At 35.7% G+C, this 12,209-nt stretch carries 10 protein-coding genes, 2 tRNA genes and 1 pseudogene; 10 read left to right on the top strand and 3 right to left on the bottom strand.

The genetic code is table 11. The annotated features are described in order from the left end of the window. Positions 1 to 217 precede the first annotated feature (217 nt). Positions 218 to 1,306, bottom strand: a complete 1,089-nt coding sequence (locus KTQ83_RS09560) for a M20 metallopeptidase family protein (RefSeq protein WP_217256651.1) — start codon at positions 1,304 to 1,306, stop codon at positions 218 to 220. Between the two features lie 140 nt (positions 1,307 to 1,446). Between KTQ83_RS09560 and KTQ83_RS09555 the strand changes: the two genes are divergently transcribed. From KTQ83_RS09555 to KTQ83_RS09525, 7 genes are all read left to right on the top strand, one after another. Next, the gene (locus KTQ83_RS09555; protein ID WP_217256650.1) at positions 1,447 to 3,060 is read left to right on the top strand and encodes a Na/Pi cotransporter family protein; all 1,614 of its coding nucleotides are present in this window, start codon (positions 1,447 to 1,449) and stop codon (positions 3,058 to 3,060) included. A gap of 39 nt (positions 3,061 to 3,099) precedes the next feature. Then, positions 3,100 to 3,849, top strand: a complete 750-nt coding sequence (locus tag KTQ83_RS09550) for a threonine/serine exporter family protein (RefSeq protein ID WP_186999740.1) — start codon at positions 3,100 to 3,102, stop codon at positions 3,847 to 3,849. 11 nt (positions 3,850 to 3,860) lie between these two features. Then, positions 3,861 to 4,316 carry a threonine/serine exporter family protein gene (locus tag KTQ83_RS09545; RefSeq protein ID WP_186999741.1) on the top strand — a complete coding sequence of 152 codons (456 nt, stop codon included), beginning with the start codon at positions 3,861 to 3,863 and terminating at the stop codon, positions 4,314 to 4,316. A 57-nt stretch (positions 4,317 to 4,373) separates the two neighbouring features. Then, positions 4,374 to 4,450: transfer RNA gene (locus KTQ83_RS09540), tRNA-Ile, on the top strand. 26 nt (positions 4,451 to 4,476) lie between these two features. Then, positions 4,477 to 4,552: transfer RNA gene (locus KTQ83_RS09535), tRNA-Ala, on the top strand. Between the two features lie 99 nt (positions 4,553 to 4,651). After that, on the top strand, positions 4,652 to 5,800 hold the full coding sequence (locus tag KTQ83_RS09530; protein ID WP_217256649.1) for a DUF349 domain-containing protein: 1,149 nt from the start codon (positions 4,652 to 4,654) through the stop codon (positions 5,798 to 5,800). Between the two features lie 33 nt (positions 5,801 to 5,833). Next, positions 5,834 to 6,028 (top strand): hypothetical protein, encoded by a 195-nt coding sequence (locus KTQ83_RS09525; protein WP_217256648.1) that lies wholly within the window; start codon positions 5,834 to 5,836, stop codon positions 6,026 to 6,028. A gap of 36 nt (positions 6,029 to 6,064) precedes the next feature. On the opposite strand, the gene KTQ83_RS09520 is transcribed toward KTQ83_RS09525, so the two are convergent. Both KTQ83_RS09520 and KTQ83_RS09515 read right to left on the bottom strand, forming a co-directional pair. Further along, the gene (locus KTQ83_RS09520) at positions 6,065 to 8,026 is read right to left on the bottom strand and encodes an oleate hydratase (RefSeq protein ID WP_227403215.1); all 1,962 of its coding nucleotides are present in this window, start codon (positions 8,024 to 8,026) and stop codon (positions 6,065 to 6,067) included. A 92-nt stretch (positions 8,027 to 8,118) separates the two neighbouring features. Next, positions 8,119 to 8,682 carry a TetR/AcrR family transcriptional regulator gene (locus KTQ83_RS09515; RefSeq protein ID WP_217256647.1) on the bottom strand — a complete coding sequence of 188 codons (564 nt, stop codon included), beginning with the start codon at positions 8,680 to 8,682 and terminating at the stop codon, positions 8,119 to 8,121. Positions 8,683 to 9,058: 376 nt separating this feature from the next. On the opposite strand from KTQ83_RS09515, the gene KTQ83_RS12575 reads away from it, so the two are divergent. The 3 genes and pseudogenes from KTQ83_RS12575 to KTQ83_RS09505 all read left to right on the top strand — a co-directional run bounded on the left by KTQ83_RS12575 (position 9,059) and on the right by KTQ83_RS09505 (position 11,907). Further along, positions 9,059 to 9,187 carry a hypothetical protein gene (locus KTQ83_RS12575; RefSeq protein WP_255650339.1) on the top strand — a complete coding sequence of 43 codons (129 nt, stop codon included), beginning with the start codon at positions 9,059 to 9,061 and terminating at the stop codon, positions 9,185 to 9,187. 170 nt (positions 9,188 to 9,357) lie between these two features. Further along, complete coding sequence (locus KTQ83_RS09510) at positions 9,358 to 10,527, top strand: AraC family transcriptional regulator (protein ID WP_186999716.1); 1,170 nt, start codon at positions 9,358 to 9,360, stop codon at positions 10,525 to 10,527. Between the two features lie 33 nt (positions 10,528 to 10,560). Next, positions 10,561 to 11,907: pseudogene (locus tag KTQ83_RS09505) on the top strand (MATE family efflux transporter). Positions 11,908 to 12,209 lie beyond the last annotated feature (302 nt).

Genomic DNA, 12,209 nt, shown 5'->3' with positions numbered 1-12,209 from the left:
CGATATAGCAATGGATAAAATGAGTGTAAAAGAGTACGCAAATCCATTCTCAGAACCACACCAACAGGCGTATAAACAAGAAAAAGCAAGGAGAAAGAATAAGTAAAAATGAAGCCCTTTGCGAGCAGGCAGTAAAGTTTTATAGCCGCAGAGAAAACCACGCCTTTTAAGCGTGGTTTTTAGGTATCATAATAATAAAAACCCATCCTAGTGCTTACTAGAATGGGTTTTTTGTCGTTAATAGTTTCCTGTATAGTTCCACACCTTTGTATAGGATGGCTTCATCAAAGGTGAACTTATTTGAGTGTAATGGAATGGTGTCTCCCGTACCTAAAAAGAAGAAGATAGATGGGGCTACATTTCTATAGTAGCCAAAGTCTTCACTGATAAGTACAGGGCTTTCTAGTTTGTTGACTAGATTGTTTTTGTATATTGTATAGAATAATTCTTCGTTGTTGAATACAGGTGGATAGTGGTGATTGATTTTGAAGTTTACTTGCACCTTGTATTTTTTGATTGCATTATTCATGTTTTGTTCAATGATATTCACAATTTGATCAAATACCTTTGGATCATAATAGCGAATAGAGCCTCGTACATGGGCTTGGTCAGCAATGATGTTAAAAGCTGATCCAGAATGGAAAGTTCCAAAATGAAGAAGGTGGAATGTGTTGTCGTCGAAAGCTTTTTCTTCTTGTTCTAAAGACTTTTGTAGAATTTCTACACAAGCCGTTAGTGCGTTGATTCCATTTTGAGGTTGGGCTGCATGACTGGCTTTTCCTTTTACTAAAAGTTCAAACTCACATCCGCCTGCCATCATTTCATGAGGACGCGTATAGACTTTGCCTTTTTCAAGTTCTGGATAGATGTGTATTCCGTAGATGGCGGCAATATTAAATTTATCGAAGAATTTAGATTCAATGATAGGTTTGGCGCCACCAGGTTTTTCTTCGCCTGGCTGAAATAACAATAATACGTTGTAGTCGCTTTCCTTGGCATATTTCGCTAATTCTAAAACCATGGCCATATGGCCGTCGTGCCCGCAGGCGTGCATACATCCATTGGTGCTTTTGAATTCTAGGTCTGTATTTTCTTCCATAGGAAGTGCATCCATATCGGAACGGAATACGATTGTCTTTTCTTTTTGGTTATCAAAATAGGCGGTTACACTATTTTGGATGGGATGATCAATGATGCAGTCATATAAGTCTAATACGTTTTCAATATATTGCGCTGTCTTTTGTGTGGTAAGTTCAATTTCTGGAATTTGGTGTAAATTTCTTCTGTTTTCAATGATTGTTGTCATAAAATTCTCCTTTTATTGGGGTTATTATACACCCTATTTTGAATTGTTAAATAAATTTAACATAGATTTAACATTGTAAAGATAGTATGAATTTGCGTTTAAATTTATATTAAGTGTGTAATTATGAAAAGGTGGAAAATATGACAACAACAAATATATTGTCTTTATTGGGTGGATTAGCTTTATTCCTATATGGAATGCAGATGATGGGAAATGGTCTTGAAGCTGCGGCTGGAGATCGTTTAAAACAAATTTTGGAGAAATTAACTTCAAATCGATTTTTAGGAGTCATTGTAGGTGCGCTTGTTACGGCGGTTATTCAAAGTTCGAGTGCAACAACAGTTATGGTCGTTGGATTTGTCAACGCACAGATGATGACTTTACAACAAGCTGTATGGATTATTATGGGAGCTAACGTCGGTACAACCATTACGGGTCAGTTGATCGCGCTGGATGTAAGTGCCATTGCTCCATTAGTTGCCTTTATGGGTGTGGCATTGATTATGTTTACCAAGAGTGCCAAAGCAACCGATATTGGGCAGATCATTGCAGGTTTGGGTATTCTTTTTATTGGTATGAATATGATGAGTACAGCTATGATGCCATTAAGAGAATCAAAAGAATTTGTTGAATTAGTCACACATTTCTCAAATCCATTAGTAGGTATTTTGGTGGGTGCAGGATTTACGGCTTTGATTCAATCGAGTTCAGCTTCAGTAGGTATTTTACAAGCCCTAGCAGCCAGTGGTGTTATTGGCTTGGATGGAGCTGTATATGTGTTGTTTGGGCAGAATATTGGTACTTGTATTACGGCTGTTCTTGCTTCAATTGGAACAAGTCGTGAGGCTAAGCAGGCTACCGCCATTCACTTGAGCTTTAATATCATTGGTACAACGATCTTTACAATTGTATGTATGTTTACACCATTGGTATCTGGGGTTATTCATTTAACGCCATACAATCCGATTGCACAGATTGCGAATATGCATACTATATTTAATGTTTGTACAACAATCTTGTTGCTTCCATTTGGAAAGTATTTGGCTGAGTTTGCACAACACATCTTGCCGGTTGAAAATAAAGAGATTGAAGATGAGCGTTTATTGTATTTGCAGCCACTACCTAAGTCTAAGAAGATGATTGGTGGTGCAGCTATTTCGGTTAAACAAATTAATGATGAAACAATGCACATGTTGAGTCTTGCGTATGAGAATGTAAATCAGGCTTTTGATCAATTGTTGCAGTTTAGTGATAAGACAGATGAACAGATCTACAAAAGAGAGGATACAGTCAATTACTTGGATAAAGTCATTAGTGAATATATTAGTACGGCTTTGGCTACGCCAAACTTGAATGTGAATATTTCTCAAGCATTGTCTAGCTACTATTTGATGTTAGTGGATATTGAGCGTATTAGTGATTATGCCGTGAATATGAATCATCAGGCGACAAAACGTCTTCAAGGAGATATGACAATTTCGGAAATTGAAATTATAGAGCACATGAAGAAGTTATGTGAGGATATGAAGAATGATTTGGATGATGTAGAAGAGGCAGAACGTAAAGATGATGTGATTGATTCACTTGTATCTAGTTGGCGTGAAGCACAGATTCAAGCTTTAAAACAAAAGAAATGTTCAAGCGAAGTCAGCATGATGTTGTCACGTATTTTTACAGATTTTGAGCGTATTAATGACCACGCTTTAAATGTGTCTCAAGAACTGGACAAGATTACAGTGGAAATTCCTGATTAATAAGCAGTTTTTCTGCTTATTTTTTGTTATAATTTGATTATGAATATTGAGAAGTTATTGAATACAATTATTGAAGCAGGAAAGATGTTAGTGGAGAGTGGTGCGGAAGTCAGCCGTGTCGAAGAAACAATGGTCAGAATGTGTCATTGTTTTGAAGGTATTGAATATGCGGATAGCTATGTGACTTTAACGGGTATCATGTTTTCTTTGACGTATGACAATCAAACAATGACGCGTATTTGCAGGGTACACACGGGAGAGGTAGATTTGAATCGTATTGATCAAATTAATACGCTTTCTAGAAGAATTTGTTCAAATCCAATATCAGTGGATGAGTTAGCTAATGAATTGGATCGAATTAAGGGGATGTCTCGCTATACATTTAAAGAGACAATGCTTTTTGGTGCGGTTGGCGCTGCTGGATTTGGAATGTTCTTTAATGGGACTTTATTAGAAATTGTAATGTCCTTTTTTATTGGAATTTTGATTCGTTGTATTAGCTGTTTCTTGTCAAAACACAAACTAAATTCTTTCTTGAATAATGCGATATCGGCAGGATCTGCAGCACTGAGTGCGCAATTGATCCATCAAGCATTACCGCAGACGAATGTGGATATTATGGTTATTTCTAGCTTTATGCTTTTAGTGCCTGGACTTGCGATTACCAATGCGATTCGTGATACGATTGCAGGAGATTATGTTTCTGGTGTCGCAAGAGCGGTTGATGCCTTTTTGTGTGCTATTGCCATTGCGGTAGGGGCTGGTTTTGTGATGTATTTTTGGATATAGGGGAATGAATTATGATATATGTGATTTTAAAAGCAGGAATCTCTTCATTCCTTGCTAGTTTAGGGTTTGGTTTCCTATTTAATATTAAAGGAAGAAATTTATGGCTAGCCGGTGTTGTAGGCGCCATTGGTGGTGTCTGTTACAAGGTGGGACTGTATTTAGATTGTTCTGAAATATTATCCAATTTCTATGGGGCTTTAGGTTTAGCCTTAGCATCAGAAATATTGGCACGACAATGTAAGACACCAGTCACAACATTTTTAGTTTGTGCATTGATTCCATTGGTTCCTGGAGGCGGTATGTATCGTACGATGCTTGCGGCCATTCGTGGGGATGCTCAAAACACACTAAATATGGGGCTTCAAACGTTGAGTATTGCGGGTGTTTTGGCTTTGGGAATCCTATTGGTTTCCACAATTATGCGTGTGTATTATCAGGAAAAGAGAAAATTTTTAGAAAAAAAGTAAAAAAGTACTTGCAAAGATGAATATTTATGGTATTATATATGAGCGTCTTGGGGATATGGGCCTGTAGCTCAGGTGGTTAGAGCGCACCCCTGATAAGGGTGAGGTCGTTGGTTCAAGTCCATTCAGGCCCACCATGATTTCTTTAGACGCTTACTATAATGGGGTGTTAGCTCAGCTGGGAGAGCACCTGCCTTGCACGCAGGGGGTCATCGGTTCGATCCCGATACGCTCCACCATTTATAAAATTTAAACTGCAAATGCAGTTTTTTTTTATACTTTTTTTTTTATATGTTATAATCATAAGTAATCGGATGATTAGAAAGCTGAGTAGATGTATGGAAAAAGAATTTTACGAAGAATTTGAAGATATGGAAGCCGGTATTGACCAAAAACAGGCTCTTGTCGAAGAATCAAAAAAAGTTGATGAAATTGAAGATTTCAACGAAGCTGTTCGCTTTGTGAATGATTTAAAGAAAAAATGGAGAAAGACTGGATTTGGGGAGTCTTTGGCAGAAGAAAAGTTAAGAGAAGAATTTGAGGCAAATGTTGAAAAGGTTTATGAGAAGCAAAAGGCATTGTCTCAAAAGGTTGTAGAGGCTAAGGAAGCTTTGATTAAGGAAGCTGAAAAAACTTCTTTATCAGATGATTTTAAGAAGGCTACTGAAAAAATGACTTCTTTAATGGATGAATGGAAAGCTTCAGGAAATGCCGGAAAGAAAACGGATGATGAATTGTGGGAGCGTTTCAATGCAGCTCGTCAGAAGTTCTATGATCGTAAACATGCAAACTGGGAAAATAGAGCGGTTCAGTTTGAAAATGCCAAAAAGGTAAAAGAAGATTTAATTGAAAAAGCTAAGTCTTTACAGGATTCAGAAGAATGGCAAAAAACAAGTGCTAAATATAAAGAATTGATGGATGCATGGAAAGCAGCAGGAAATGCAGGTCGTGAATTTGATGATGATTTATGGAATGCGTTTAATGAGGCTCGCCAAAAATTCTATGCGAAACGTAATGAATTCTATGAAAAATTGCATGTTGAACATGCTGAAAAATATGCTGAAAAACAAGCTTTAGTTAAGGAAGCTAAATCAATTGCTGGTTTACAGGAATATACTCGCGAACAAACGGCAATGATGAAAGAATTGTCTAACAAATGGAAATCAATTGGTTTCTGTGGAAAAGATAAAGAAGACGAAATCTGGAATGAGTTCAGAGGAGTTATGGATGAATACTTTGCGGGTTTAAAATCGGCTAGTGAAAAGCGTCGTGCTAACTGGCGTGAACACATGTCAGAAATTATTTCTCGTAAAGAAGTACAAATCGCAAACCAAAAACGTCAAATCAAACGTCTTCAGGATGATATGACTGGTTTGGTAAGTGAAGCTACAGTAGCTGACTTACAGGATCAGGTAGAAGATAAAGAAGATTTTATCAAACAACTTGAACAAGAAATCGAAGATATTGAAAAGAAATTAGCAGAGTAGTTGATCTACTCTCTTTTTCTTGGGGTTTATTATATGAATTTTCATGAATGTATGAAGCTGTTTTATCCAGAGACAACAATAATATTATATAATCAAAAAAATGAAGTTGTATTAGAAGGCCAAGTAAAGGACATTCGTAAAGAGTGTGAAAAATATCATAATGTAGAAGTTACCTTCGTATCGGGTAGAGCAGATACAACGGGACTTAAAATTTGGCTAGATATGTAAAAGGAAGAAAGTATAGTGCTTTCTTCCTTTTCATTTCTAGTATTTCATATTGCTTTTAATCACATCGTGATCTTTTAATAGTTTTTCAATTACAGTACCCTTGATTGCCTTAAGAATTGGTTTTTTGAATACGTTTAAAGGCCCAAGGTTGATTTCAAGTGGCGATTTACCATCCATTAATTTAACGCTTGAATCTAATAATTCACGTACATCATATACGCTGCCCCAAACTTCTGGAACACCACGATCAACACCCAATAGTCCATATACAGCTTCCATTGCGGTACGTACTGAATATTCAGTTGTAAAGACTGTGTCTCTTGGGGTGTCGGCAAATTGTCCTAAGAAGGCGAAGTTTACACATCCATCAGGGATTATGTCTGGACGATCACCTTTTGTACGTGGCATGAAGAAGGCAGTGATGTATGGCATCATTGTAGGTACGCATCGTGCTGAATTTGTAGCTAATTCTTCAATTTGATCCGTTGGAACACCCAAGTGATATAGCCATTCTTCTGTAATTTCTTTACCAGTACATTCTCTCATTGGCTTTTTAATGTAGTCACCATCAACATCTGTGAATAGTCCATATACCCAAACGCATACTTTGTTTGGATCTTGGTTCTTGAACTGTCCTTGACGATTGATTGTCCAGCTCATTAACCAGCTTGAATCTCTACAAGTGACAATACCTCCAGTAACTGTTTTTCCGCTGCGAGGATCACGCTTACAAATATTTGTGATATAAGGAATAATCTTATCATCTAATGTTGTGACTGTGGCAGATTCCCAGTTTGTCTTTGAAATGTCTGAACAGAATTTTTCTGGATGACCAAAGCTTGGATCTTGTTTTGCGATGTTTTTCCATAAGCTCCAGCATCCACTTGTTCTTACTTCAGCATCTCCATTAGGCGCATGGTCTTGATCTCCATAGATTGTTCCTTCTGTACAGCTTCCGTTTGTCACGAATACTAAATCGTTTTCAGTTAATACAATGCCGGTTTCGGTTCCATTGACTTTGCATTCGATTGTCTTCGCAATTTTTTTGTCACCTACAAATTCAAACTCAACATTTGTGACTTCTGTATTGAATTGGAAGTCTACGCCATGAGCTTCTAGATATTTTTGCATAGGAAGAATCAATGATTCATATTGGTTGTATCTTGTGAATTTTAACGCGCTGAAATCAGGAAGTCCTGAAATGTGGTGAATGAATCTTTGAAAGTATAATTTCATTTCTAATGCAGAGTGCCAGTTTTCAAACGCAAACATACTTCTCCAATACATCCAGAATGTTGAATCGAATACTTCTTCATCAAATACATCTTCAATTGTCTTATCATATAAGTCTTCGTCTGGTGTCATGAATAATTTTGCGATTTCCATAGCACCCTTTGTACTTAAGTCAAACTTACCATCTGTATGAGCATCTTTTCCTTGGTTGATTGTTGCACGACACAATGAGTAGTTAGGATCATGTTTATTTAACCAATAGTATTCGTCTAGAACGCTAGCCCCTTCAATTTCTAAGGAAGGAATGCTTCGGAATAAATCCCATAAACATTCGAAGTGGTTTTCCATTTCACGTCCACCTCTCATGACATATCCACGAGTGGGATCATAGATTCCATCACATGCACCTCCAGCAATATCCATTGCTTCTAATACGTGGATGTTTTTTCCTGGCATTTGTCCATCACGAACTAAGAAGCAAGCAGCCGCTAGTGCAGCAAGTCCACTACCTACGATATATGCATTCTTATTATCGACGCCAGCTGGCTTTTCTGGGCGGGCAAATGCTTCATAGTTTCCATTAGTGTAGTAAATACCTTTAGAGTTCTTTTCGTATTTTCCTCTTTCTGTATTACGATATTCACTTGTAGATGTCTTTTCTTCTTCTTTCTTTTTATCGTTCACTTTTTTGGCGGTAAATAAAGCAGCACCTGTAGCTGCAGCAGTAAGGCCTGCAATGCCTAATTTTACAGTATTCTTTGACATATACATGTCCTCCTTTTTTCTTTATGGCTACATAATAGTGAGAATCAAAATAAAAAACCATAAACAAAAAAAGCAAGATGATAATTTTTTTATCATTTTGCTTCATTTGTAAAGTTTGAAATGGAATTTGCGATAGAACCATGCAAAGTATTGGCCATATTATAGACGATTTCATTATAATCTTCATTCATGCCTTTGCCGATCCAGTCGAGCATAATGCCTACAAAGCTATATTTATAGAAATCGGCAATGAATTGGATTTGTTCTTCTGAAATGTTGGTGCCTTGAGCCTTTTCTCTAACAACCCCTAAAATAAGGTCGTGTACGGTTGTGAACAAAAATCTTTCGATACTGTCTTGTGTTGTAGTGTGATACACATTCAATATGAATGGCTTATTTTGAAGAACGGCTTCAAAAATGGATGTGAGACCTTCTTGCCAAGTGTCGTAGGTCTTATTTCCTTTTAGTGCATTTGTGGCATCATAAATACAAGACCATTCGACAAGGTCATAAATATCTTTAAAGTGATAGTAGAAAGACATTCTTGAAATACCAACATCGTCCGTTAGATCTTTGATGGTAATCTTATCCAATGGTTTCTTTAATAAGAATCTTTTTAGGGATTGCTCTAGAGCAAGTTTAGTTAGGTTTGACATACAAAAATAATAATAAAAAAAGGGTCTCCCGTCAATTCTTAGGAGACCATGAACATTAAATTCTGAGTGGCTGTAACAAACAGAATTTTGCCTTGCCCTAGCTGTAATAGGGCCCTTTGAATATTGTAGATGTGCTTCTCTCAGGCACACTTATACTATAATTTTATCATTCGTTAATTTAATCAAAACATTTTGTGAAATTTTGGGAAGTGATATAATGCAAGAGGTGGATAATATGCGTATATCCGTAGATGAATCGCAAATGAGTGTATTTTTCTTGGATTGTTTTCGCTTTTATAGGAATGATACAGGATATAATGTTTTTCTGAATCATTGTAGCGTAGATATATATATATGAAAATGCGATAATAGAGAAATGTCTTTGGTCACAATAGTGAGTTTGTCGTTAGATGAATTTAAAGAATACTATTATGGGGATGAAAGAACGACAAATTGCAGAATAATTGATAGTGTGATTGTTCCTTTAATTGAAAAAATGAGATAATAAAATACGCTTTATTTATCGTGTAATGTGATAGATGAGGCGTTTTTGTTTACAGAAAAATACTTTACGAATAAACTGTTTGGGTTTATACTTTTTAATAGATAAATAACTTTCACAACTAAAAAGAACAAAAAATAATAAGGGGCATAAAACTAAGGAGATTTATTTATATGCAAAAGAGAACTACGAATTATTCATTCCAGAAGTTTGGGGATGTATTCTATTCTGTAAATCATAATGCAGGGCATTTGATTGATTATGTTGAAAACGATTTTAAAATCACAAATAAAACGTTTGATTCATTTTATTATTCTAGCGATCCAGTATATTTGGATACGCGTAGTGGAATTATCATGTTAGTGGTGAGTAAAGATGGTAAAAAGTTTGAGGAATATGTGATTCACCGTGTTGTTCGTTTAAAACCAGATATTTATTTTAATTATGTTTCTATCTCAAAAGAGAGTGTGCTTCAAATTCATTATTCAAGTCATGGAATGAATCAGAAGATGATGGAGACTCCATATTCGTATCAGCCTTTGGTTTCAAAGATGAATTTAAAAGAGATCTTTACATGTTTTTACCAGGTTCGTAAATCGAATTATACATTTCCTGGTGAGTCACATGATTATTATGAATTGACATATATTGATCATGGTACTTTGGATACGACGGTAGATGGTCATAGTTACAGATTGTCTAAATATGATTTGATTTTATATTATCCGGGACAGTTCCATACACAAAGTACAGATAGTCAGAGTACTTGTTCATATCTGACGATTACGTTTGATATGGATAATAAGTTGCCTGGCGATTTAAAGAATCGTGTTTTTCATACGCGAAAAGATATTTATCAAGTGTTGTCTGAATTTATGAAATCCATTCAGTCCGATGGTCATTTGAATTCAGAACTCGTACTATTGTATTTAAAACAGATTCTAATTCTTTTATATCAATTTGATGATGAGGTAGAGGAATCGATTTCTATAACGGCGAATCCGATGCAAGAGCATTATGAGAGTACGTTGTTGAATGAAATTTTGGTTTTTATCAATAATAATGTATATAAACAGTTTACGGTGGAAGATTTGTGTACGAAGTTCTCAATTTCGAGGTCGAGTCTACAGAATTTGTTTAAGTCAAATATTCATATTACGCCAAAACAATATATTTCCAACGTGAAATTGAATCAGGCTAAAATCATGATTCATGAGCATAATCAGACGATTTCAGAAATATCTGATATTTTAGGATTTACTTCCATTCACTACTTTTCTAGAAAGTTTAAATTGCAGTATGGGATTTCTCCAACGGATTATGCCAAGAGCATTTCTCAATAAGTCCAGAAATGGGCTTTTTTTCTTGCGCTAATAGTGTATGATATGTACATGAAAAAGAATCAAATGTTAATGACGTCTGGAACGATTTGGAAACAAATGCTTCTGTTTGCGTTTCCTGTGTTTCTAGGCAATCTATTTCAACAACTTTATAATACCGCGGACTCCTTGATTGTAGGAAACTACTTGGGAAGTTCAAGCCTTGCGGCCGTTACTTCTTGTGGGGAATTGATCTTTTTGTTGACTAGTTTGCTTCAAGGAATATCCGTAGGTGCAGGAGTGGTCATTGCACGCTACTTTGGTGCGAATGATAAAGAAAGAATGCAGAATGCGATTCATACACTTATGGCGTTTGGATTGATTTTTGGGATTGGCTTAACCGTTTTTGGATACTTGTAGGCACCTGTATTGTTAGGGTGGATGTCAACACCAAAAAATGTGATTCATTTATCCACTGTATATCTACAAATTTATTTTTTAGGGTCTTTAGGAATGATTCTATACAATTCTTGTGTAGGTATTATGCAGTCAGTAGGAGATAGCAAACATCCATTATATTTCTTGATTGTATCAAGTTGTGTAAATGTTGTATTGGACATCATATTTGTAGCAGGACTTCATATGAATGTAGAAGGGGCTGCTTTGGCTACGATTCTATCGCAGTTTTTAAGTGCTGCTCTTTGTTTGTATCTATTGATTCGGACAAATGAAAGTCATCAGGTACATCTTTCTGAGATTCGTATACATGCTGATGTAGGTAAGGAAATATTGGAAATGGGGATTCCAACGGGAATTCAGAATAGTTTAATTTCAATATCAAATGTCGTTGTACAATCGAATATCAATTCGTTTGGATCCTTGGCTATGGCTGGTATTGGTACCTATACAAAAATTGAGGGTTTTGCGTTTTTGCCAATCACAAGTTTTATGATGGCTTTAACTACGTTTGTTTCTCAAAATAGAGGAGCCAAAGAATATAAAAGGGCTAGAAAAGGAGCTCATTTTGGACTGGTTTGTTCCGTCAGCTTGGCTGAAACCATAGGGTTATTGATTGCACTGTTTGCTACTCCATTAATGCGTTTATTTGTTGATGATCCAAAAGTAATACAATATGGTGTAGAACGAGCTCATTATGCGACGATTCTATTCTTTTTATTAGCATATAGCCATGGTGTGTCGGCTGTACTTCGTGGAGTAGGAAAGTCTGTGATTCCAATGGTTGTTATGCTTGTATGTTGGTGTCTTGTGCGAGTCACCTTATTAACAATGTTGAACATGTTATTCCATAACATTGTATTTGTATATTTGGTTTATCCATTTACTTGGTCTTTATCAAGTATTGTATTTTTCTTATATTATCGAAAAATTAATTGGAAAGAATAACAAAGAAACCATTCTAGTGTTGGTGTCTAGAATGGTTCCTTTTTGTTTATTATTATTTTTTAGGAGAGAGATATGAATATTGGTTTATTTCTATATTCATTGCCTTATCTTTAAGGCACTTATAGAATAACATTCCATGTTGTCATAAATTTAGTATAACTTTGGTAAATGTTGTGAAATCCGATTGAATTATGTGAAATTATCAAAATAATACATCCTTTTTGGAAAACCTCAATTTATTTCGTATATGAAATCACATGAATAAATCAAAAGACAAAATTATGAAAGAGTTTTTAGAAAAC

Origin of the sequence: Holdemanella porci (genome assembly GCF_019052655.1) — a bacterium.
Classification (GTDB): domain Bacteria; phylum Bacillota_I; class Bacilli_A; order Erysipelotrichales; family Erysipelotrichaceae; genus Holdemanella; species Holdemanella hominis.
Note: the sequence above shows the minus strand (reverse complement) of the source record. Positions and strands in the feature narration are given on the sequence as shown.